The sequence below is a fragment of the Methylophilus sp. VKM B-3414 genome (genome assembly GCF_032248435.1).
Taxonomy (GTDB): Bacteria; Pseudomonadota; Gammaproteobacteria; order Burkholderiales; family Methylophilaceae; genus Methylophilus; species Methylophilus glucosoxydans.
In genome coordinates this window covers 41,613-65,077 of record NZ_JAVTLI010000008.1, presented here as the reverse complement: position 1 = coordinate 65,077, position 23,465 = coordinate 41,613, and the positions used below count along the sequence as shown (strand labels likewise).

Below are 23,465 nucleotides of genomic sequence, written 5' to 3'. Positions count from 1 at the left end.
GAATCGCCACTAATTTTGTAGTCACTGTTCAGCCAATTGATTGAACAGCTTTTAAGCGCGAGTGGCGATCCAGAATGTTGAAATCTGATCGATCAAACGAAATCCTGTTTCTACTTAGTAAACCATTTTCTCAAACAAGCTCAACCTCAACCAGATTATCGCTAAACGTATTTGAGTGGCCCATGTCTCCGTATTCGGCAGAGCTGATACAGTTCACCGTCCCCTTGTTGAGTTGGCGCCAATAGCCCAAGGTAGCGACCACGATGCCAGGATTCACATCAGTAGTGACACGGGCGACCGCTTCAAAAGCGCCTCTATTGTTATAGGTTTTGACCACCATGCCATCCTGCACATCGCGTGCGAGTGCATCTACCGGGTTGATCATCAGGTATTGCTCGCCTTGCACACGGAGTTTGGATTCCATATTCGCGTATGAAGAATTAATAAAGCCATGGCTTTTGGGGGAGATGATGTTTAAAGGAAACCTGGCCGCCAGCGCTGCGTTGGTATCAGGAGCTTCCCGACTGGGCACATAGGCCGGCAATGGGTCTAAATCCTCACCCGGTTGAAAACCGTCATACATCTGCCTGAAGGGGCCTGCGACAAAATTCTTGGCGCCTTCGACCATGAACATGCATTTACCTGTCAGGGTGGGGAAATTGCCCTCGCGATGCGGGGCGCGGTCGTCTTTGGTGCCGACATTCAGTTTTGCAAACCCGTGCTCACGCATGTAGTTGAGGTCTATGCCTTTGCAGGCGGGTGAATTCCAATCTACATAGTTTTCAAGACATTCGCTGTCGCTCCATTTGAAATTGTCTTCTTCGAATCCCAAACGCTGGGCCAAGCGCCGGAATATTTCATTGTTGGGTAAGGCTTCGCCGGGAGGCTCTATGCATTTGGTGTTATAGGTGAGGTATAAATGGCCCCAGGATAAGATCATGTCTTCCTGCTCTGCACCCATGGCGGCGGGCAAGACAATATCTGCATACGACGCCGTATCTGAAATGAAATGATCAGCCACAATGGTAAACAGGTCTTCGCGCTTGAGCCCTTCGATGACCTTGTCAGTTTCGGGCGATTGGGTGACCGGGTTGGTATTCCACACCATTATCGATTTAATCGGCACCTCTAGCGGCGTTTCGCCAAGCAGCGCCCGGCCTAATTGCAGGATATTCACCACTGGCGTACCTTCAGGGATCAAGTCCGGCCTGCAAATCACATCAAACTTGTAAGGATGCTCCCAGACTGGGAATTGCAGTGCGCCCCCGCCTACGTGCCGCCAGGCTCCAATCAGGGCTGGCAATGAGGTGACAGCGCGTATCGCCTGACTGCCGCCATAACTGCGTTCCAGCGCGACGCCAATCCGGATGGCGGCTGGCGGCGTGGTCGCATATTCGCGGGCAAACAGGCGAATCTGGTCGGCGGGGATGCCTGTGATGTCAGCTGCCCATTCCGGCGTGCAGGGTTTAGCTCTTTCAGCCAGCTCGGCATAGCCGACGGTATATTTCTCAACATAGTCATGGTCGACCAAGTCTTCTGCAATGATCACGTGCATCATCGCCATCGCCAGCGCGCCATCGGTGCCTGGCCTGGGGGCAATATGCCAATCGGCTTCTTTTGCGGTTTTGGAAGCGAACGAATCTACCACGACGATCTTCGCCCCTCGTTTTTGGGCGTCTTTAATAATGTGCCAATGATGAAGATTGGTGGAGACAGAGTTACACGCCCAGATGACGATGAATTTGGCATGGATGAAGCTTTCGGGGTCCACGCCGGCGGTCGGCCCGACCGTGAGTAACCAGGCAGTGCAAGAGCCTTCACCACAAAAGGTTCTTTCACAAACAGTGGCGCCCAGCCGGTTGAAAAAGGCATCCCCGCCATTGAGTCCATGTACCAGCCCCTGGTTACCCAGATAACTGACTGGCAATATCGCACGGGGGCCTTCATGATTGATCAGTGCTTGCCATCGATCCACAATGGTATCCAGGGCCTCATCCCAGGTGATGCGCTCAAACTGATTGGTGCCTTTGGGCCCGACCCGTTTCATGGGGTACAGCAGGCGGTTGGGGTGATAATGCCGCTTTTCGTAATCTTTTAATTTGACGCATAACCCGCCTCGCGTCATCGGATGATCAGGGTTACCTGAAACTGAAATCAGCTCGCCGTTTTTGACATGAAACTGCATCGCGCAAGTATCAGGACAATCATGCGGACAACCACCATGAAAGGTTTGGACTACATCTGCAACATCATTCATATGACACTCCAAGCGCACTGTTATATGCCGTCATGTTTTAAAAAGAATCAATGCAAGACAGGTCTGTCTATTTCAAATACTATACCCCTTAGCATGGAAATACAATGCTGCTGGATATTGATACTTTTTGTTCTTAAAGCGGATCATCGCCTGTAGATAAAAAGTTTGAGCATGGGTTGCATGACTCGCTATTCAAACTCGATATAATCGTTCTAGGCGATACGCAAACAAAATCAATTGTGTTTTCCCAGCGCCCCAATTTATGAATCGCCGCTTATTTTTAAGACTCAATCAATGCAAACCGCCACCCTGCGTGACTTAACCCAGCACTTTAGCCAACACGGTCGACTGGAAAACATTTACCTTCGTCCAGATCGCGGTCAGCCTTGTTTGTCACCCAATCAAGCCTTAGCGATAGCAAACCGTGGATTGCAAGGGGATAGAGCCAGCTTGAGGGCGTCATCACAAGCGAATGGCAGCAAACGGCAGGTGACCTTGCTGCAAGCCGAGCATTTACAAGTGATTGCGGCACTCACGGGTCGGGCGCAGGTGGATCCGGGGGTGCTCAGGCGCAACCTGATTGTCTCCGGGCTCAATCTGCTGGCGGCTAAATCGCTGTTTAAAGATCAGCCCTTGCATTTATTGATAGGTGAAGTGGTGCTGGAGGTGACTGGCCCTTGTGAGCCATGCTCACGTATGGAGCAGGTGCTGGGGACAGGCGGTTACAACGCCATGCGTGGTCATGGCGGGGTCACGGCTCGGGTTTTAAAAAGTGGGATACTGCAGCGAGGAGACCCGGTGCGGGTGATGGTCGCTGAGTCTGCAACAGATGCGCCGTTGCAATCGTCTTTGAGCTTCTAGCAGAAGCAGCCCGCAAAATTACTTTTTCCTGACTTGTCTTCGCCGCCTACCCCCTGACTAAGCCCGCTTCAATCCCCGGCGTTGAATCAGGGGTTGATACATTTCGTGACAAAATCTTTTGCACAATAATCGCACCAATTGTTAGATTAGCTGCCTAGCAAATGCAGCACTCAATGCGGTGATGCAAGGTTACGCCCTGTAAACAGATATCACAGTGAGTCCCACCCCAATTACAAACTCCTCCCGTTTGCGATTTGGAATTTTCTTTTTCTGGAAAACCAGAATCGGGGGATGGGCGCGATAAAATGCAAGTCGCGGGGTGAATGATTGACCGCATGAAGAGATGTTTGTATTTTCAACGTTGAGCAAGCATATTGAGTCGGCTATGTCTAATAAAAAAGCGCTACTGAACACTGCAATAGGACTGATTGCCCTGGGGTTGGCAATCTGGTTCTGGAAACATCCGCGTACCGATCAAGGGGCTGAGGCGCCCCAGGCAGAGGCGCAAGCTGGGCAGGGGCATGGTCGCGGACACGGACACGGCCATCATGGCCCGGGGGGAGACAAGCCCACGCCAGTGACAGCGGCCACGGTGACGGTTGCCGATATTCCGGTGACACATACGGCGCTGGGGACGGCAATTCCGTCTGCGGTGGTGACGGTGACCAGCCGCGTGGCCGGGCAATTGATTCAAGTGGCTTTTCAGGAAGGTCAGCTGGTCAAGCAAGGGCAGTTATTGGCGAAGATTGATCCGCGTCCGTTTGAAACGGCGCTGGGGCAGATTCAGGGGCAGGCGGTGCGCAACCAGGCCTTGCTCAAAAACAGCCAGATTGATTTGGAGCGCTATAAAACCCTGCAAGCGCAAGACTCGATTGCCTCGCAGCAAGTAGACTCACAAGCCTCGCTGGTGCAGCAATACCAGGGCACAGTGCAGGCCGACAAAGCCTCGGTGGAAAACGCCAGGTTACAGCTCAGTTTTACCAACATCACCGCGCCAATCAGCGGCCGCATTGGCTTGCGTCAGGTCGATAGCGGCAACAATATCGACACCACCAGCCCGATTGCAGTGATTAATGCGATTCATCCTATCCATGTGGTGTTTACGCTGCCGGAAGACCGCATCACGCGCCTGGTGGCACAAAGCCAGTCAAGCGCTGGCTTGCACAAACTCAAGGTAGAAGCGTGGGACAAAGGCAATACGCGGCGGTTGGCCAGCGGGGTGCTGGAGAGTATTGATAACCAGATTGATACGACTTCGGGCACACTTAAGCTCAAGGCGGCCTTTGCCAACGAGGACGACCATCTGTTTCCTAACCAGTTTGTGAATGTGAAACTGTTTAGCGAGACGATTCCGCATGCCAGCATGATCCCGATCAATGCCTTGCAGCAAGGGCCGGACGGCGCTTTTGTGTATAAAATTGTGCCCGATACCAACGGCGAAAAAGTGGTGTTGCAAGCGGTGACGGTCGGGCATACCGACGCAGAAATCGCGGCCATTACCAAGGGCTTGCAGCCGGGTGACCGGGTGGTGAGCAGCGGCATTGATAAACTCAAGCAAGACGCCAAAGTGCGGGTCAAGGACCCGAATCACGCGCTGGATCCGGCTGAGCAGGCGGATCCAGCGCCGGCCAGTGGTAGCGCTGATGGACAAGCATCCAAGCATAGACGCCGCGCGGCAGCCGGGGCATAAGCGGCACGCCTGACGATGATGAACCCTTCACGGCTGTTTATTTTAAGACCGGTGGCGACCTCGTTATTGATGGTCGCCATTCTGCTGGCGGGCCTGCTGGCGTATACCTTGTTGCCAAAAGCTGCCTTGCCGCAGGTCGATTACCCGATGATTCAAGTGGTCACGCTCTACCCCGGCGCCAGTGCCGAGGTGATGGCGATGAATGTGACCTCGCCACTGGAGCGTCAATTTGGCTCTATGGCTGGCCTGGCGCATATGTCTTCTGCCAGTTCTGGCGGTGTTTCAGTCATTACCTTGCAGTTCAGTCTGAAAAACAGCCTCGATGTTGCCGTCCAGTCGGTACAGGCGGCCATGAACGCGGCCAGTACCTTTTTGCCTGCGGATTTACCCTCCCCGCCCATCTATAACAAGGTGAACCCGGCCGATGCCCCGGTGCTGACGCTGGCCGTGACTTCGCAGAGCCTGCCATTGCCCAAGTTACGCGACCTGGTGGATACACGCATGGCGCAAAAAATTGCGCAGGTGAGTGGCGTGGGCCTGGTCAGTGTGGATGGCGGGCAAAAACCGGCGATCCGCATTCAGGTGAATCAGCCCGTGCTGGCGGCCTACGGCCTGGGCATGAATACGCTGCGCACCATCATAGACAGCGCCAACTCCAACCAGGCCAAAGGCAATATTGATGGCCCCTTGCTGGCCTATGAACTCGATGCCAACAGCCAGCTACGGTCCGCAGAGGAATACCGTAACCTGATTATTGCCAACACCGGTGACCGGCCCGTGCGCCTGCGGGATGTGGCTGAGGTGAAAGAAGCACAAGAAGACTTGTATATCTCTGCCTGGGCCAATCAAACGCCCGCCATTCTGGTCAATATCCGCCGCCAGCCCGGCGCCAATGTGATTGAGGTGGTCGAGCAGATTCGCGAGCGCCTGCCCGGCCTGACTGCGGGCTTGCCGGCCGATGTCAGCGTCAGCGAACTCACTAACCGCACACATACCATCCGCAGTGCGCTTGAAGATGTGCAGTTTGAGCTCATGCTGGCCATTGCCCTGGTGGTGATGGTGATCTTCCTGTTTTTGCGCACGGCGGCGGGCACCGTCATCCCCAGTTTGACTGTACCGCTGTCGCTGGTGGGCACGTTTAGCATCATGTATGCAACAGGCTTTAGCATCAACAACCTCACCCTGATGGCGCTGACCATTGCCACCGGCTTTGTGGTCGATGATGCCATTGTCATGATCGAAAACATCGCGCGCCATATTGAAGAAGGCGAGACGCCGATGAATGCCGCCATCAAGGGCGCCCGCCAGATCGGCTTTACCATTATCTCGCTGACCTTTTCGCTGATTGCGGTGCTGATCCCCTTGCTGTTTATGGGCGATGTGATTGGCCGCTTGTTCCGCGAGTTTGCCGTCACACTGGCGGTCGCCATCCTCATTTCGGCGGTAGTCTCGCTCACCCTGACGCCCATGCTATGCGCGCGCTTGCTCAAACCAGCCAAAGCCCCTGTCGCAAACCAGACTAACCTCATAGACCGCATCATTGCCTATTACGGCAGAGGACTGCAGGTTGCCTTGCGGCACCAGCCGCTGGTATTGCTGCTTGCCGCCGCATCGCTGGTGCTGACGGTCACGCTGGTGATCAGCATCCCCAAAGGCCTGTTCCCGACCCAGGATACCGGCTTTATCCAGGTGATGACTGAGGCCAACGGTTCGGATGCCTTCAGCGTGATCAGCCACAAGCAGCAAGCCGTGGTAGAAGCCATTTTGCAGGATGCCGATGTAGAAAGTATTTCTTCGGTGGTGGGCGTGGATGGGGTCAACACCACGCATAACAGTGGCCGCATGCTGATCAACCTCAAGCCCTACCCGCAACGCCAGGCCAGCGCCAGCGAGGTCATTACCCGCTTGCAATCTCGCCTGGAGGCCACCGCCCCGCTCAAGCTGTTTATGCAACCGGTGCAAGACCTGACGCTGTCAGACCGTGTCAGCCAGACCCAGTATCAATACCTGCTGACCAGCACCGATCCGCAGGCCTTGCAAAGCGCGCTCCCCGGCTTTATGCAAGCACTGCGCAAGCTGCCGCAACTGACCACCGTCACGCATAACCTGCACAGCGACGGCCTGCGCGCCGCCGTGACCGTGGACCGCGACAGTGCCGGGCGGTTGGGCATTACCATGGCGGATGTGGACAATGCGCTCTATAGCGCCTTTGGCCAGCGCATGATCAGTACCATTTTCACCCAGGCCAATCAGTACCGCGTAATTATTGAGTCGCAACCGTCCTCGGCCTCGGGCTTGCAGGCGCTGGATCAGGTTTATGTCACCAGCAATACCGGGCGCCAGGTGCCGCTGGCCAGCATTGCCCGTATCAGCGAGCAACCGGCGGCGCTGGTGGTGAACCGGGAAGACCAGTTACCCTCGGTCACCATTGGCTTTAACCTTGCCGATGGCTATGCCCTGGGGGATGCCGTGGCAGCAATTGATGCAGTCAAACAGCGCATGCAATTCCCGGCCACCATCATCAGCCGTTTTCAGGGCGCAGCCGCGGCATTTAATGCTGCACTCGGCAACGAGTTGTTTTTAATGCTGGCCGCCATTCTCACCATGTATATCGTGCTGGGGATTTTGTATGAAAGTTATATCCACCCGCTGACCATCCTCTCCACCTTGCCTTCAGCGGGCGTCGGCGCCTTGCTGGCCCTCATGCTGACAGGACACCCGCTCAGCGTGATTGCCATCATCGGCATTATCTTGCTGATCGGCATTGTGCAAAAAAATGCCATCATGATGATTGATTTTGCACTGGAGGCCGAGCGCCATCATGGCAAGTCGCCTGAAGAAGCCATTTATGAAGCCTGCCTGCTCAGGTTCCGGCCTATCCTGATGACCACACTGGCGGCGCTGTTAAGTGCCATGCCGCTGGTCACCGGCGATGGCCCCGGCTCAGAATTGCGTGCGCCGCTCGGCATTGCCATGATAGGCGGCCTGTTAGTGAGCCAGTTGCTCACCTTGTTTACTACGCCAGTCATCTACCTGATGTTTGACCGCCTGGCCCAGCCTGGTCAGCACAAAGCAGTCACACACAGCGAGGCGAACCCATGAGTGGGCTCACGCTGTTTTTGCGCCGCCCCGTGGCCACCACCTTGCTGGCACTGGCCATTGCCTTGCCCGGCATTGCGGCTTATGTGGCGCTGCCGATTGCCTCGCTGCCGCAAGTGGAAATGCCCAGCATCGATGTGTTTGCGCGCCTGCCCGGCGCCAGCGCCGAAACCATGGCTTCCGCCGTTGCCTCGCCGCTGGAGCGTTCGCTGGGCAATATTGCCGGCCTCAACGAAATGACCTCCAGCAGCACCAAAGGCCAGACCCGGGTCAGTTTGCAGTTTGATCTGGACCGCAATGCAGACAGTGCCGCACGCGATGTGCAAGCGGCCATCAATACCGCCATCCCCTTGCTGCCAGCCGGCATGCAAAGCAACCCAACCTGGCGCAAGAGTGGCCCGACCATGATCATGCATATCGCGCTGACCTCGGACCGCTACAGCCAGTCCGAGCTGTACGATGTGGCCTACAGCTTGGTCGGGCAGCGCATCTCGCAAGTGGATGGCGTGGGCCAGGTCAACGTCAATGGCAGCGCCTTGCGGGCGGTCAGGGTAGAAGTGAATCCGCTCACTGCCAATCAATATGGCATTAGCCTGGACCAGATCCGCACGGCCATCGCCAATGCCAACGCCCATTTACCCAAAGGCTTTATCGAGAGTGCCAGCAAACGCTGGCAGCTGGAGGTTAACGACAGTAACCGCCAGGCGGCCGATTTTCGTGATTTGATTGTGGCCTGGCGCAATGCCGCCCCGGTCAGGCTGCGCGACATTGCCGAGGTGAAAGACTCGGTGCAGGAGCTGCGCAGCGCCGGCAGCGTCAAGCAAAAGCCCGGCGTGGTCATCGCGGTGAATAATATCCCGGGCGCCAATATTGTCGCCACGGTTGATGGCATCAAGGCCTTGCTACCCCGGCTGCAGCCCTTGTTGCCGCCTGGCATTGCCATGGAAGTACTCATAGACCGCAGCACCATCGTCCGCAAATCGTTAGAAGAAGTCGAACACAGCCTGCTGATTTCGATTGGATTGGTGATCGTGGTGACTTTTCTGTTTTTAAAAAGCGGGCGCGCGGCGCTGATTCCCAGCATCGCCATTCCGGTGTCCTTGCTGGGGACGCTGGCCGTGATTTACCTGTGCGGTTTCAGCCTCAATAACCTGACCCTGATGGCGCTCATTATTGCCACCGGCTTTGTGGTGGATGATGCGATTGTGGTGGTCGAAAATACGGCCCGGCACATTGAACATGGCCTCAGCCCCTTGCAGGCAGCGCTGCGGGCAGTGCACGAGGTGTCATTTACCATTATCGCCATGAGCCTGGCGCTGATTGCGGCATTTATTCCGCTGCTGTTCATGGACGGTGTGGTCGGGCGCATGTTCCGCGAGTTTTCAATCACGCTGGCCAGTGCGGTGATCATTTCATTGCTGGTGTCGCTGACACTGACACCCGTCCTCTCCTCCAAACTACTGCGGCCGCAGGCAGCAAAGCATGGCGCAAAGGCAGGCGGCGCTGACCATACGCGTCCCGCTCTCGCCACGCAGGACCAGCCTTGGCCTGCGTCGGTGTATCAGCGTGTGCTGCGCTGGAGCCTGCACCACAGGCGCCTGATTCTGCTGCTCTTCACCGTGGCCATCGCCAGCAACCTTTATCTGTATACCCTGGTGCCCAAGGGCTTTTTTCCACTGCAAGATACCGGCCGCTTGCAAGGCAACTTCGAGGGCGACCAGAATCTGTCGTTTTGGGCCATGCGTGAAAAAGTGGCCCAATTCATGCAGATCATCGCCCGCGACCCCGATATCGATACCTATTATGAATACACGGGTGGCTTTGGCGGCGGGCAATCCAATACCGGCATGCTCAATGCGCGGCTGAAACCCCGTGCAGAGCGCCAGGCCTCGGCGCAAGAAGTGGTGGATCGCTTGCGCCCGCAACTGGACCGCGTGGCTGGCGCTTCGTTACGCTTGCGGCCACAACAGGAATTCAATATCGGCTTGCGTCCGGGCTCGGCAGAATACCAATACACCTTGCTCTCCAGCAGCGTAGACGATTTGCGCCAGTTTGCTCCCAAACTCAAAGATGCCATGGCCAAGCTGCCGCAACTGACTGACGTCTCCAGTGATGCACAAGACAAGGGCTTGCAGATTAATCTGGTGGTGGACCGCGATGCGGCCACGCGCCTGGGCATCACCCAGCAGCAAATTGACAGTGCCTTGAATGATGCCTTTGGCCAGCGGCTAGTCTCCACCATTTACGAGCCGCTCAATCAATACTATGTGGTGATGACGGTGGCTGCCCGCTTTGCGCAGGGGCCGGAATCCTTACAGAATATCTACCTGACCAGCCTGAAAAACCAGCGCATTCCGCTGGCCAGTTTTGCCCACTGGCAACCGGTGAATACGCCGCTGGCGGTCAATCACCAGGGGCAGTTTGCCGCCGCCACGGTTTCGTTTAACCTGGCCCAGGGCTATGCGCTGGATGCCGCCAGCCAGGCCATCGAATCGACCTTTTCCGCGCTGGTGCCGCCAGAGAGCATCCATGGCACCTTTGCCGGTAAAGCCAAAGCGTTTCAGGATTCCATGGATAGCCAGCCGTGGCTGATCCTGACCGCCGTGATCGCGATCTACATCGTGCTGGGCATGCTGTACGAAAGCCTGATCCATCCGCTGACCATCCTCTCCACCCTGCCCTCGGCGGGCATAGGCGCCTTGCTGGCCCTGTTATGGTTTGACAGCGAGTTGACCATTATCGCCATGATAGGCATTGTGCTCCTGGTGGGCATTGTCATGAAAAACGCCATTATCATGATTGATGCGGCGATTCATTTGCGGCGTGAACACGCGCTCTCTGCCGAAGCCGCCGTCACCCAGGCCTGCCTGCAACGCTTGCGGCCCATTTTAATGACCACGCTGGCGGCGGTACTGGGGGCGGTGCCCTTGTTGCTGGGTGTCGGCGATGGTGCTGAAATCCGCCAGCCGCTGGGCATCTCCATCGTCGGTGGCCTGCTGGTAGGGCAAGTACTGACGCTGGTCACCACGCCCGTGGTTTATCTGTATCTGGATGATGCGGGACGTTGGCTCAGCCAGCGTTTCGGCCTCTCGTTAAACTCAAATTCTTTGAAGAATCAAACGGTATGAACATAGTCAAAATGTGGGTGCTGGCCATGGCAGGCCTGATGATACAAGGATGCAGTGTCTGGCAAGACTATGTACGCCCGCGCGTCGAGATACCGGCACAATACAAAGAACCGCCGCCTGCAGGCTGGAAAGTGGCCGAGCCCGGTTCACCAGAACTGTCTGCGGCCTGGTGGGAACGCTACAACGATCCCCAACTGACCGCCTTACTCACACAGGCCAATCAAGCCAACTATACCATCCTGATTGCGGAGGCCAATTATCGGCAAGGGCTGGCACTGGCGCGGGCGAGCCACTCGCCGCAATTGCCCGCACTCAACGGGCAGGCAGGCGCCACCCGCGGAGAGACCACCAATACCACTGGCGTGCGCAGTGATTACAGCATTGGCCTCAATGCCAGTTGGGAGATGGACTTGTGGGGCAGAATACGTAACAGCGTGATTGCCGGCGAAACCAATGCCGAAGCCACGGCCGCCGACCTGGCAGCGGCCAAGCTCTCGGTCCAGTCTACGCTGGCACAAACCTATTTTCAGCTCAGGATTCTGGACTCGCAAAAGCTGCTGCTGGATAACACGGCCAAAAGCTTTGATCGCTCACTCAAGCTGACCACCAACCGCTATAACGTGGGCTTGGCCTCGCGCACGGAAATCGCCCAGGCCGAAACGCAATTACGCAATACACTGGCACAGTCGATTGATATCAGCGCCTCACGAGCGCAACTGGAGCATGCGATTGCAGTACTGATCGGCAAGCCGCCAGCAGAGCTGTCCATCCCCGAACAACCATACAAGGACGTGGCCAATTTGTCTCTGCCCGCCGCGAATACAGGCTTGCCTGCCAGCCTGCTGGAACGCAGACCAGACATTGCCGGGGCTGAGCGCAGGGTCGCCTCCGCCAATGCACAGATCGGCGTTGCACGTGCGGCACTCTTCCCCACGCTGACGCTGGGCGCGACCTTTGGCTATAGCGACAACAGCCTGAGCAATCTGCTTTCGCTGCCTAACCGCCTCTGGTCACTGGGCCCCGCGCTGGCCGGGCCGATTTTTGATAACCAGCTGCGTAGATCGAACACCAATGCCGCCATTGCCCGCTACGATGCCAGTGTCGCCACCTATAAACAAACCGTGATTAATGGCTTGCGCGAAGTTGAGGATAATCTGGCCTTGCTGCGTATTCTGGAGGCGGAGGCAAAAGAACAGGAAACCGCCGTCAAATTTGCACGCGAAGCCGTCACCCAAACCGAGAACCGATACCGTGCCGGCATCAGTGAATACCAATACGTGGTCAACGTGCAATCCACCCTGTTGACCGCCGAGCGCAACCTGCTCTCCATCACCGGGCGCAGGCTCAATGCTTCAGTGGCTTTGATGGTGGCACTGGGTGGCGCTTACGTGCTGCCCCAGTCTAACTATTAAGTCTGAACAGGCCACTGGATAGGTGCCACCCCATTGAGCATGGGCTTGGCAAATAAAAACCCTTGAAACAAATCGACGCCGGCAGATTGTAACCAGCACCATTCTTCCACGGTCTCTACCCCTTCGGCCACAATCGTAATGCCCAGCGCATGGGCACACTCAATCAGCGCCCGCACAATCGCCTGCTTGGGGCCATCCTTGTGAATATTTTCGACAATGAGTCTATCCACCTTAAGCTTCTCAGGCTGGAATTTGGACAGCAAGGTCAGGCCGGCAAAGCCGGCACCAAAATCATCAATCGACACGCTAATGCCTGCCAGACGTAACTCCCTGATGGCGCGCTGAAAGTCATCAAAGTTAGCAATAGACTCTTGCTCGGTGATTTCAACGATGATTTGCTGCGGCTTGAAATCAAACTGTGCGATATAACTGAGCAGCTTTTCCACCGCATTGGGCACCCGCACCAAAGACATCGGCAACAGGTTGATGGATAACTTGATCGGTCCCAGTTGCATCTGCGATGCCAGGGCCAACGCGTGCTGCTTGGATTCCAGATCGAATAGATATAACTCCTCGGCTGACAATCCCTCAAAACACTGCTGCGGGGAGCCGCCAGACGGGCTGCGGATCAGCGCTTCAATCGAAGAGATCAGTCCAGTCAGCGGAGAAACAATCGGTTGAAATGCAAACTGGCAAGCCGCCTGCTGAATGCGGGCAGGATTCACGACATCAAAAGGGGATGGTTGGGGCTGAAACTGCCAGTCTTCCGCGTGCAGTGTCCGCTCGCCATCGCTCCAGCGGGAGGTGGCAAAGGCCGTGATCAGTTTAATAACACGGTCATGATCGGGGAGCGACTCGCCGCTATTAAAGGTAGCCCCCTCTGACAACAGGGCATAAATGTCTTCACCATACACCTTTTGCACATCAATGCAGTACATGGACCAGCCGCCAAATCGCCGCGCAGGAGAAAAGTCCTCCATCAGCTTGACCACATTACGATGCCTGTCATCCAAGGTAATCAGATGATAAAGCAGCTTGATGGCAATATCCGGACCTTCCAGATATTGCAGAAAATAGTCGCCATCGTATAAGAGCACGCCTGAAATGGCATTCTTTTGATTCTTTTCAGCAGCAGCGTCAACCAATGCAGCAAGTTCATCCCCCACCAGCTGCTTCACTGAGCGACTTTTATACACCAATACCGTAAACATATTTATTACAAAAACAAATTTATATTAATGTATTATACAAACAAAAATTAATCTAAACATAAAAACATTATCTAAAACAGCAAAAAAGTCAGATGTTTCACCGGAAAACCGTCAACACTGTAGTGGGGAGATGTGACACTGTTATTTTTAAACCCTGTCACCCGCACATTCAGGTGTGACATCGCATGCTGGACGCGTGAATGGAGGCTGGCATTGCGCTAATCGCCCGCTGCTAGCTGAGACTGGAAATCGTCGCCCCCAGGGTGATCAGGCCAATGCCCATGATTTGCGCCGGGCTCAGATGCTCGGCAAACAAATAGACAGAGACCAGTGGCACGGTGGCATAGGCAATGCCAGAGATCAAATGTGCCTTGGAGAGGTCGGTGCGAGACATGAGCAGCATCCAGCAACAAAACGCCACCAGTAGCAGCATCACCCCACCCACCAGCGCAGGCTGCAGCAACAGTGAGCCGGCAAAGGCAAAAAAACTCTGCCAGCTTTCCAATGAGGCCGCGCCAACCTCCAGCGAGGCCATCTTAAATAACACCTGACTAAACGTATCGCAGAAAATCAGCAGTGAAAATAACCAGACGACACTGGCGTTAGATGTTCTGGTCAAAGTTTTCATAAGCAAGCAATTTGGCCAGACAAGCCAGCGGTTGATTCAGGAAGCGGTTGGTATGTTTAAACAGCAAATAAGTGTCTTCAAGCTCGGCGCCCAGTCTTTTCTTCACTTCATACGAAGCCTGGCCACTTTGAAACTGTGTGATGCCATCGCGCAGGCACATCTCGATGTTATAGATCCAGCTTAAGAAGTAAATGTTGTGCTCCGCCGCGACAGGCTGATGCATGCCGATGTATTTGTCCATCAGGGTATGGCCATTGTGCAGCAGCATGTTAAACGCAATCAGCTTACCTTCGAGGTAATACAGCACAAAGCGGGTATTTTCTGGCATCAGGCCCGCCACAAACTCAAAAAAGCTGCTGGTCAATTTTTCAAACTTCAATTCGCTACGCTCATAGGTTTCGAGATACAGCTTGTAGATTTCGTCCAGATTGGACGGCATGCCCTGCACTTCGCGGATTTCAATCTGCGAGCGTTTTTTGAGCTTTCTACGCAGGTCTTTGCGCGTGGCATAACTCAGGCTGGCGAAGTAGGCCTCCATCGAGTCAAATGCGATCTGATTGACGGCGACCGGCATGTTTCTGAGCGTGCTGTAGCCCAGCGCATTGAGCGGGGCACCCACTTTTTGCAGGTCACGTGCCAGCACATCTTTAAAGGCAATCACCGAGGCACCGGCTTTGGCGGCAATTTTTTGCAACTGCGCATTGAGGGCCTGCATCATGGCCGGATCAAACGGATAGTCAGGATGCAAGGTCATTTTGCAGGCATCGGTGATCGGCGAACCGACGCAAAGTAATTTGACCCGCATGAGGAAAGGAATACGCTCGCGGACTTTTTGCAGCAAGGGTTTCAGGCGCCCTTGCACCGTGGTATCCAGGTTGTAATCGGTGATAAAAAACGGCGCCAGGCAAACAATGACCTGATTTTTCTTGACCGCCAGGTAACCGGTTTTAAAACCCTGCACATTGGCGGAGTCAAACGCCAGATGCAAGCGGTAGCCTTCCAGATCATCCTTTAACAGTGTTTTCCAGGTTTCCTCGGGAAACTTGGCGGCACTGTAGCCAACTTCGACGTCAAACACAGGCATTTCGGCACTGAGGTTGGGATCCATATATAAGGCAGTTTGCATGATTAGATCTTTCTCAAAATAAGGACACCGCTGGTGCCGCCAAAGGCAAACGAGTTACTCATGACAGTCTCGAGATGCTGAACGGGTTGCGCCTGGTTGGCCACGTAATTCAAATCACATTCCGGGTCCGGGGTGTGCAAATGCATGGTGGGTGGCAAGGTGTTTTGCTGCAAGGCGACAATGCAGGCGACCAACTCGACCGCGGCCGCAGCGCCCATCAAGTGACCATGCATGGATTTGGTGGAGCTGACTGGAATCTGCGCCGCCGCCTCACCGAACACTTGCTTGATCGCACGGGTCTCGGTTACATCGTTGAGCTGGGTGCCGGTGCCGTGAGCATTGATATAGCTGATCTGCTCAGGGTTGAGGCCGGCATCTTGCAAGGCTTTTTGCATGGCCAGGGCCTGACCTTCGACCGAAGGCTGGGTCATATGGCTAAAGTCATTTGACGTACCAAAACCGACGATTTCCGCCAGAATATGCGCGCCGCGCGCACTGGCATGTTCGTAGGTTTCGAGCACGAACACGGCTGCACCTTCGCCGAGTACCAGGCCCGTTCTATCGGCAGAAAACGGTTTGCAGGAGGCTGCAGCGGCTTGCGGGTCTTCTTTGGCGAGGGTACGCAACGCCTCCCAGGCCTTGATGGTACCAAAGGTGAGCAAGGCTTCACTGCCGCCGGCCAGCGCCGCTTCACAGCGGCCAAAGGCAATCTGTTTGGCGGCTTCACCAATGGCAATCGCGGCAGAAGAACATGCGGTGGAAATGGTTTGATTCGGGCCAGCCAGCTGGTATTTGGTCGCAATTTGCGAGGCAGCGGCACTGTTCATCGCCATCAGTACCGTAAACGGTTTGAGCCGGTTCAGGCCCTGTTTGAACAAGCGCGCATAGCCTTCTTCCGTGGCGGCAGCGCCACCCATGCCGGTGCCGATAAAGCAACCAAGCGCGTCTGGACTGAAGGCAGCCAAATCGATACCAGACTGCTGCAAGGCTTGCTCGGCACTGTGCAAGGCAAACTGGCTGACGCGGTCGAGCAAGGCTAGCTCCTGGCGGCTGAAATGCTGCTCGGGCTCAAACTGACACTGGGCAGCAATCCGCGTTTCGAGTTGCTCGGCAAACTCGGCCTTGAGCGCACCAATGCCTGACACCCCATTCAACAGGCTTTGTTGAAAGGTCGTCACATCGTTGCCTAGCGGCGAAACGATGCCCGCCCCCGTGATCACCACCCGACGCGGCATGCTCATTATGCGCTGGCCTCGGTCTTGAGCAAGTCGTCCAGCATGCGCACCACATCTTCTACGGTGGCAATCTCTTCTGAAGGGTTAGGCACCTTGATGCCATACTGATCTTCAGCCTGGAAGATAATGTCAAAAATATCCAGCGAGTCCAGGCCAAGGTCGACCAGCTTGCTTTGCGGTGTAATCGTCTTCTGGTCTATCTCCAGCTTGCTGGCGATCAGGCCGCTGACGACTTCAAATGTATTCTGTGTATTCTGCATAAGCACTCCTTACTTATCTCACTTCTAGTGATCAGGCGTTAATCACGGACAAACAAAACTCTGCACTGCGTCTGGCGATATCATCCTTGCGCTTGTCCAGTGTCACCACGTGGTAGGTATCGCCGATATAAAAGGTTTCCACATGCTTGCTGGCAATTTCTTTTTCTACCAGATAGGCATTTTTAAGGCTGGCCATGTCATCCTCGGTCGAATGCACAATCAAGACCGGGCAAGTGACTTGTGGCAGCTGCTTGCGCGCTGCGCGGATCAATTTGACACTCTGGTAGATGACGGTCGCCGGGGTCTTGAAATAGCCGATTTTTTCCGAGGTACGGGCATCTTTGTTTTCAAGCACGGCTGCCACCATGGCGCGTGTACGCTCGCACTTGATGCCATAAGGCGCGGTTTCTTCCCACTGCATGACATAGCGCAAGGGCGAATACAGCACCAGGGGCAACAAAAAGCGTTGCTTGAACAGGGGGATATTCCAGCCGTCATAGACAAAGGTCGCCGACAACAGCACCACGCCAGCCACTTCTTTGCCGTGTTTGGCAGCCACCAGCAAGGCAATCAGGGCGCCCATAGAAAGGCCTGAAACAAACACGCTTTTATAATGTTTGCGCATCTCGAGAAAGACGGCTTCAATCGAGGTAAACCACGCTTGCCAGCGGGTGCGACTCAGCTCCTGCACCGAGGCACAATGCCCGGCCAGCACCGGGCACACGACAGACAGGCCTTTGCGGGCGATTTGCTTGCCGTAATGTTTCATTTCTGCAGGCGTGCCGGTCAAACCGTGGACCAGTAATACGGCGTGTTCTGACTGTTGCAGCCAGAAGCCGTTTTCGCCTATCAGTTGTTGCAATGTGTTCATGTGTTGCTCCCTAACAACCCAACGCCGGCCACAATGAGCAAGGCCCCCAGCCAGCGCTTCATGCCAATCTGTTCATTTAACGCCAGTCGTGACACCAGCATGATCAAAACAATGGTGATGCTATACATCGGAAAAGCCTGGCTCAGCGAAGAAGCGGACAAATAGGTAATCCAGATCACGTATTCCACCACGTAGACCAGCAAGCCGGCCGGCACATGCCAGCGGCTTAGGCAAGACCGCAACAGCGCCATCGGCGAAGTTTTTACCGTGGTTTCCGGTTGCATGGCACCCAGCTTAAACAAGGTGGTGCCCAGCGTATCCAGCAGGACGGCTGCGACAAATAATGCGCCGGTATGTATCATCATGCGCCCCCCTTCAGGGCATGCAACAAGCGCAGGTTGGCGGCAGCATTAACCCGGGCGGCAGCCTGCACAGACTCACGCGGATGCACTTTGCGATCTAAATAAGAGGCGATCCATTTGAGTGGTGAACGGAACCGCACCGGCGAAAAGTCGCCCACCGTATCCGCACCTATCACCTGTTTATGCTGGCTGAGCGCCTGAATCACGGTGGTAACGGTGGCTAGGGGCAGACTCCCCTGCTCCCAGTTGGTCTTGGCGTCTGCCGCTTGCAGGCAGTCTTTATCAATGCTGATATAGACCTGCTCAGTGTCTATGTACGACAGCACCTCTTGAATCCCCGTCGTCAGATCTTGCGCCAGCTTGCTGTGCAAAAACAGGGGCTGCGGCGCATTCACCTGCACCTTGCGATAAGGCAACAAAATGATTTTTTGCTGCAGAAAACTTTCTACATCGCCTTTTTTAAACTGATCGTAATCAATATCGCCACTTTCGAGGCCGACGATGATCACGCGCTTGACCTGTGGCAAACGGGCCAGTTGATAGACCCAGGTACCACAGTGATACTGATGCGGCGGCTGCATCCAGTCAGGATGATTGTCAAACAGCACCACCGTCAACGGCGTTTCAAAACGCGCAATTAAGGCCAGTGAGATATGGTGGTAGTCGCCGGAACCAATCAGCGAAAATTGCGGCAGGCTTGTGCGCGGCCGCAACTGGCTGGCCATGGCGGCAAACGCCTTGGCGGAAGCCCACAGGCGCGTCGCCGTTTCATGCTGGCGCATGGCATGCAGCACCGGCTGCACCCCTTGCGCGTTCAGCATGGCCAGCTGCGCCTGAATGCTGCCATCAAAATCGTAGGCCACCACTTCCATCTCAAGCAAGTTACTCTGCGCCGCAACGCTTGAGCAGCATTTCAAACAGCTGGATACCCAAGTCAATTTCTTCCTCGGTAATCATCAGCGAAGGCGCCAGCGTGATCACGTTTTTCTCGTAGCCACCGATATCCAGCACCAAGCCATACTGCTTGTCACCGATCAGCAAATCGCCTTTCAGGCCTTCGTTAAACATGCGGTCAGCCAGGGCACGACTCGCGGTGAAACCGTCGCTCTCGCACAACTCGATTCTGAGCGCCAGGCCCAGACCGCTGACATCGCCCACGCATTTCCAGCGCGACTTCAGTTCATGCAGACGCTTGAGGAAATGCGCACCCCGTTGACGTACATGCGGTTCAAAATCTGACTCTTGCGTCATTTTCAACACTTCGAGCGCCACGGCGGTGCCGAGCGGGTTCGAGGCAAAGGTGGAGTGGGTTGAGCCTGGTGGGAATTTTTCAGGCGAGATCAATTCTTCGCGCGCCCAGATGCCTGACAGCGGATTCAAGCCGTTGGTGATCGCCTTACCAAACACAAAAATATCCGGCACGATGCCAAAGTTTTCCCAGGACCACAATTTACCCGTCCGGTAAACGCCCATCTGAATTTCGTCGGCCACCAGCAACACATTGCGTTTTTTTAGTGAAGCTTGCAGCTTTTGCATATATCCCTCAGGTGGAATAATGTAGCCGCCGGTCCCCTGCATAGGCTCAATATAAAACGCGCCAAATTCACACTGTTTGGATTTTTCATCCCAGAAAGACTGGTATTCGGTTTCAAACAGTTTTTCAAACTCTTTGTGGCAATAGGTATCGCAAGTTTCCACTTTCATGTCATACGGGCAACGGAAGCAGTATGGATACGGCACAAAGTGCGCGCGGTCAGCAAAGTTGCCAAACCGGCGGCGATAACGGTAGCTGGAAGTAATCGCAGAGGCGCCCAGCGTACGGCCGTGGTAACCGCCCATAAACGCAAACTGATGCGTTTTACCGGTATGGTTACGCACCACTTTCAAGGAGTCTTCAACCGCTTGTGCCCCGCCGACGTTGAAGTGGACGCGACCTTTGACCCCATATTTTTCTTCCATGTAGCGGCAGATGATTTCTGCCAGCTCGACTTTTTCCTTGTGCAGGTATTGGCTGGCCAGTTGAGGCAAGGTATCAATCTGCTTCTTCAGTACATTGGCAATGCGCTCGTTTTTGTAGCCGAAATTGACAGCGGAATACCACATTTGCCAATCGAGGTATTTCACCCCTTTTTCGTCATACAAAAAGCTGCCATCACAGCCCTCAAACACTTTCGGGGGATCGGCATAGTTCACCGTGTCACCATGTGAACAGTACTGATTGTTCTTATCAAGAATTTCTATAATTTTTTGGTCCATAATGAAATCGCCTCACTAGGCTGTTTGGTGGGTAAGGGTGGTTGAAATCTGACATTCGGGCCAGTCTTGCAAGACGGCCACCACATCGTCAAAGGTTGAAAACGGAATAAAAGGAATCTGGTTTTTTTCGCAATGCTTGACCAGTGAGCCTTTGGCAAATACCACATCAGCGCGTTTGGCCAGACAGGCGTCTGACTTGCCATCGCCGATCAACACCACTTTTTCGCCAGGATAGGCGCGCTGGGCCGTGGCAATCGCACATTTGCAATTGCCGTTGCCGCCCGCACAATCAGGCTGACGGTTAGGGAAAGTCATGCGGATGCCTTTGGGTTCAAAATTCAGGCGATTGGCAAACACCGGCAGCTCAGGAAAGGCGGAGTGTTGCATGGAAACCTTGATCGCATGATCCAGGCCATCACTGGCAATCACCACACGCGCAAATTGGCGGGCAAAGCTATGAAACTGGCAAAAGCTACGGTCTAGCTCTATGGTGCGGAAAAAACTTTCGAGGGCAATGTGATCGGCTTCAACCAGCGCCAACTGGTTGCTCATGCAGGTGACGGCATCGATCTCGCCCGCCAGCCACGACTGCTCATACTGCTGCCAACGGTCATCGGCAAACTTCTCCAGCAAGGCATCAATCGTGTCCGACTTTGAAATGGTGCCATCAAAATCCACAATAAATAACATCACCCTCTCCTTATTTTTCGACAACAGCAATCTGGTCCGAACCGCAGGCCTCTCCTGTTGCGCCTACCAGTCAATCTTGGTTACGGCGTCATCATGCAGTCAAATTCTTACGAAACACTTACAGTCATTCAGTGGCCAAATTGATGTAAGCAAGCTGTAAGTAGGCATGAGGCAAGCTAGCAGTCATCTTGAAGCAGGACTCAGATGAATGCGTATTTTGTTGGTTGAGGATGATGTGGTACTCGGTGATGCCGTCGTGCAATCACTAGTCAATGCAACCTATGCGGTTGACTGGTTCAGAAATGGCAAGGACGGTGTACTGGCGGCACAAGCACAAACCTATGATCTGGTGTTACTGGATTTGGGATTGCCGTTTTTAACCGGCTTTGAAGTCATTCAGCGCTTGCGCAACAGCAAACAATCCGTCCCTATCATCGTGCTGACCGCGAATGACAACCCGGATGATATCGTCAACGCCTTTGACATGGGCGCGGATGATTACCTGATCAAACCATTCAGACTGCCCGAACTGGCTGCCAGAATCCGCGCCCAGATCCGGCGCGTGAATGCGCACTACTCCTCCAAGATTACGATAGGTCCGCTGGAACTGGACACCAAGGAGCATAGCGTTCACCTCAAGGGCGAGAAACTCAGTGTGTCGCCACGCGAGTTTTCCTTACTGGAAACCCTGGCCAATAAATGCGGCAAGCTGGTAACCAAAGAGGCGCTGATTGAAAGCCTGTGCAACTGGGAACAGGATATCGGCCAGAATGCGATTGAGGTCTATGTGCACCGCTTGCGCAAAAAACTGGGCGACGGCGAGGTCTGCATTTCCAACGTACGCGGTCTGGGCTATATCATGGAACAAAAAAACCCATGAATCGACTGTTTAAATTGAGCCAGGGCCGCACCCTGCGCAAACAGTTATTCTTGTGGGTGACCATCCCCATGTTTATCCTGGTGCCGCTGGACACCACCATTTTGTACAAGGTAGGAAGCCACTTTATTGAGCAATCGTTTGATGAGATGCTGGAGGATATTGCCAATGACGTGATCGCCATGATCAGCGAATCCGGCAAGACCCCGGAAAATTTCAGAATGAGCACGGAATCACAAACAGTGCTGTTTTCTGACAAGGATGATAAAACCTATTTTGCGATTTACGACGCGCAAGGCCATTATTTAAGTGGCGACCCGACACTGCCCTTTAACCACAAGGACAGCTTGAATCATCGTCATTTACGCTATGCCAGAGCGCATGGCGAGGTCGTGCGATTGCTTAATCAGAAAAGCACGATCGTCGATCGTCAGAACCAGCCGCTCATGTACTCTGTGTTGATTGCCGAAACCGTGCACAAACGTAATGACTTGCGCAGCCGGATTCTATTTGCCATCGTCCTGCCACAGTTGCTCCTGCTGCTGGTCTGCAGTGTCATGCTGTTAGCCGGGGTGACCAAGGGTCTACGGCCACTGCACGAGCTCAACGAAGAGATCGCCAAACGCTCCAGCACGCAACTGGACCCGGTCATGCTCAACAACGTGCCCGAAGAGGCCATGGTGTTGATCAACTCGATCAACCTGCTCATGGGCAGGCTCAATAACGCCATCCTGGCGCAGAACCAGTTTATTGCCGATGCCGCCCATCAATTGCGTACCCCATTGGCGGGCATACAGGCGCAACTGGAGCTGGCATTGCGCCATGAGCAGGCCAAGGACCAGTCTCAACACCAGCTGGGCATGATTAGCGAAAGCGTGAGCAAGCTCACACATATCGTCAACCAGTTGTTGCGGCTGTCAAATAACCAGCCTGAAGCCGCCAACGTGATTGCGCTCAAACCTGTCAATCTGCTGGCCCTGGCCCAAGATGCCTGCGTGGAAGTGATTCATTTTGCACTGAAAAAAAATATAGATCTGGGACTGGAATCCAGTGGTGCCGGACCTTTGCCAGACTTCACCATCCATGCCGACAAGCAACGCCTGAAGATTCTGCTGGTCAACCTGCTGGACAATGCGGTGCGCTATACGCCGGAAGGGGGCAAGGTGACGCTGTCTGTGATTGCCCAGGAAAAATGGACGGAAATCCAGGTGGAAGACAACGGTATCGGCATCCCGGAAGAAGAGCATGCCATGGTGTTTGAACGCTTTCACCGCGTGCTCAACCACTCACAGGAAGGCAGCGGCTTGGGCCTATCCATCGTCAAGGAAATTGTGGCGCTGCATAGTGCCAGCATCACCGTCAGCGCTGGCGAACAGGGCATAGGCACGCTGATGACGGTGCGGTTTCAACGGCCAGACGCTGGCGGCCCGACCAAGCTGAGCTAAGGTGTGATGCACTTCGCTAGGTCTGATGCACTATGCTGGGAACAGTATGGGCTGAAA

General features: G+C 54.7%; 18 protein-coding genes. 7 read left to right on the top strand and 11 right to left on the bottom strand.

Features of this window, described 5'->3' with window-relative positions; genetic code table 11:
* Nucleotides 1-130: 130 nt before the first annotated feature.
* Entirely contained in the window at nucleotides 131-2,257 is a 2,127-nt protein-coding gene (locus Q9292_RS09055; RefSeq protein WP_313987106.1) for a molybdopterin-dependent oxidoreductase, read from the bottom strand.
* 294 nt (nucleotides 2,258-2,551) lie between these two features.
* Between Q9292_RS09055 and Q9292_RS09050 the strand changes: the two genes are divergently transcribed.
* The 5 genes from Q9292_RS09050 to Q9292_RS09030 all read left to right on the top strand — a co-directional run bounded on the left by Q9292_RS09050 (nucleotide 2,552) and on the right by Q9292_RS09030 (nucleotide 12,447).
* Nucleotides 2,552-3,118: an MOSC domain-containing protein gene (locus tag Q9292_RS09050; RefSeq protein ID WP_313987103.1), complete on the top strand. Its 567-nt coding sequence runs from the start codon at nucleotides 2,552-2,554 to the stop codon at nucleotides 3,116-3,118.
* A 385-nt stretch (nucleotides 3,119-3,503) separates the two neighbouring features.
* A complete protein-coding gene (locus Q9292_RS09045; RefSeq protein ID WP_313987101.1) occupies nucleotides 3,504-4,808 on the top strand; it encodes an MdtA/MuxA family multidrug efflux RND transporter periplasmic adaptor subunit in 1,305 nt (434 codons plus the stop codon).
* Between the two features lie 15 nt (nucleotides 4,809-4,823).
* Nucleotides 4,824-7,910 carry an efflux RND transporter permease subunit gene (locus Q9292_RS09040; protein ID WP_313987100.1) on the top strand — a complete coding sequence of 1,029 codons (3,087 nt, stop codon included), beginning with the start codon at nucleotides 4,824-4,826 and terminating at the stop codon, nucleotides 7,908-7,910.
* Nucleotides 7,907-11,035 (top strand): efflux RND transporter permease subunit, encoded by a 3,129-nt coding sequence (locus Q9292_RS09035; protein ID WP_313987097.1) that lies wholly within the window; start codon nucleotides 7,907-7,909, stop codon nucleotides 11,033-11,035. Before Q9292_RS09040 ends, Q9292_RS09035 begins: the two co-directional genes overlap by 4 nt.
* Nucleotides 11,032-12,447, top strand: a complete 1,416-nt coding sequence (locus Q9292_RS09030) for an efflux transporter outer membrane subunit (protein ID WP_313987094.1) — start codon at nucleotides 11,032-11,034, stop codon at nucleotides 12,445-12,447. Before Q9292_RS09035 ends, Q9292_RS09030 begins: the two co-directional genes overlap by 4 nt.
* Here Q9292_RS09030 and Q9292_RS09025 read toward each other — a convergent pair.
* From Q9292_RS09025 to Q9292_RS08980, 10 genes are all read right to left on the bottom strand, one after another.
* Nucleotides 12,444-13,658 (bottom strand): diguanylate phosphodiesterase, encoded by a 1,215-nt coding sequence (locus tag Q9292_RS09025; RefSeq protein WP_313987092.1) that lies wholly within the window; start codon nucleotides 13,656-13,658, stop codon nucleotides 12,444-12,446. The two genes, Q9292_RS09030 and Q9292_RS09025, sit on opposite strands and share 4 nt — an antisense overlap.
* Nucleotides 13,659-13,890: 232 nt before the next feature.
* On the bottom strand, nucleotides 13,891-14,286 hold the full coding sequence (locus Q9292_RS09020) for a hypothetical protein (protein WP_194749370.1): 396 nt from the start codon (nucleotides 14,284-14,286) through the stop codon (nucleotides 13,891-13,893).
* Nucleotides 14,261-15,412, bottom strand: coding sequence for a GNAT family N-acetyltransferase (locus tag Q9292_RS09015; protein WP_313987088.1), 1,152 nt, complete (start codon nucleotides 15,410-15,412; stop codon nucleotides 14,261-14,263). Before Q9292_RS09015 ends, Q9292_RS09020 begins: the two co-directional genes overlap by 26 nt.
* A 2-nt stretch (nucleotides 15,413-15,414) precedes the next feature.
* Nucleotides 15,415-16,653, bottom strand: coding sequence for a beta-ketoacyl-[acyl-carrier-protein] synthase family protein (locus Q9292_RS09010; RefSeq protein WP_275356717.1), 1,239 nt, complete (start codon nucleotides 16,651-16,653; stop codon nucleotides 15,415-15,417).
* A complete protein-coding gene (locus Q9292_RS09005) occupies nucleotides 16,653-16,907 on the bottom strand; it encodes a phosphopantetheine-binding protein (protein ID WP_313987085.1) in 255 nt (84 codons plus the stop codon). Before Q9292_RS09005 ends, Q9292_RS09010 begins: the two co-directional genes overlap by 1 nt.
* A gap of 31 nt (nucleotides 16,908-16,938) precedes the next feature.
* Complete coding sequence (locus Q9292_RS09000; protein WP_275356715.1) at nucleotides 16,939-17,778, bottom strand: alpha/beta hydrolase; 840 nt, start codon at nucleotides 17,776-17,778, stop codon at nucleotides 16,939-16,941.
* A complete protein-coding gene (locus Q9292_RS08995; protein ID WP_313987080.1) occupies nucleotides 17,775-18,143 on the bottom strand; it encodes an EamA family transporter in 369 nt (122 codons plus the stop codon). Before Q9292_RS08995 ends, Q9292_RS09000 begins: the two co-directional genes overlap by 4 nt.
* Entirely contained in the window at nucleotides 18,140-19,012 is an 873-nt protein-coding gene (locus tag Q9292_RS08990) for an arginase family protein (RefSeq protein WP_313987306.1), read from the bottom strand. Before Q9292_RS08990 ends, Q9292_RS08995 begins: the two co-directional genes overlap by 4 nt.
* A 10-nt stretch (nucleotides 19,013-19,022) precedes the next feature.
* Nucleotides 19,023-20,396 (bottom strand): aspartate aminotransferase family protein, encoded by a 1,374-nt coding sequence (locus tag Q9292_RS08985; RefSeq protein ID WP_194749364.1) that lies wholly within the window; start codon nucleotides 20,394-20,396, stop codon nucleotides 19,023-19,025.
* A 15-nt stretch (nucleotides 20,397-20,411) separates the two neighbouring features.
* Nucleotides 20,412-21,086: an MtnX-like HAD-IB family phosphatase gene (locus Q9292_RS08980; protein ID WP_194749363.1), complete on the bottom strand. Its 675-nt coding sequence runs from the start codon at nucleotides 21,084-21,086 to the stop codon at nucleotides 20,412-20,414.
* 208 nt (nucleotides 21,087-21,294) lie between these two features.
* Here Q9292_RS08980 and Q9292_RS08975 point away from each other — a divergent pair, with 208 nt between their 5' ends.
* Nucleotides 21,295-21,966, top strand: a complete 672-nt coding sequence (locus tag Q9292_RS08975) for a response regulator transcription factor (protein WP_194749362.1) — start codon at nucleotides 21,295-21,297, stop codon at nucleotides 21,964-21,966.
* On the top strand, nucleotides 21,963-23,408 hold the full coding sequence (locus Q9292_RS08970) for a sensor histidine kinase (protein ID WP_313987074.1): 1,446 nt from the start codon (nucleotides 21,963-21,965) through the stop codon (nucleotides 23,406-23,408). The genes Q9292_RS08975 and Q9292_RS08970 overlap by 4 nt, the downstream gene beginning before the upstream one ends.
* Nucleotides 23,409-23,465 lie beyond the last annotated feature (57 nt).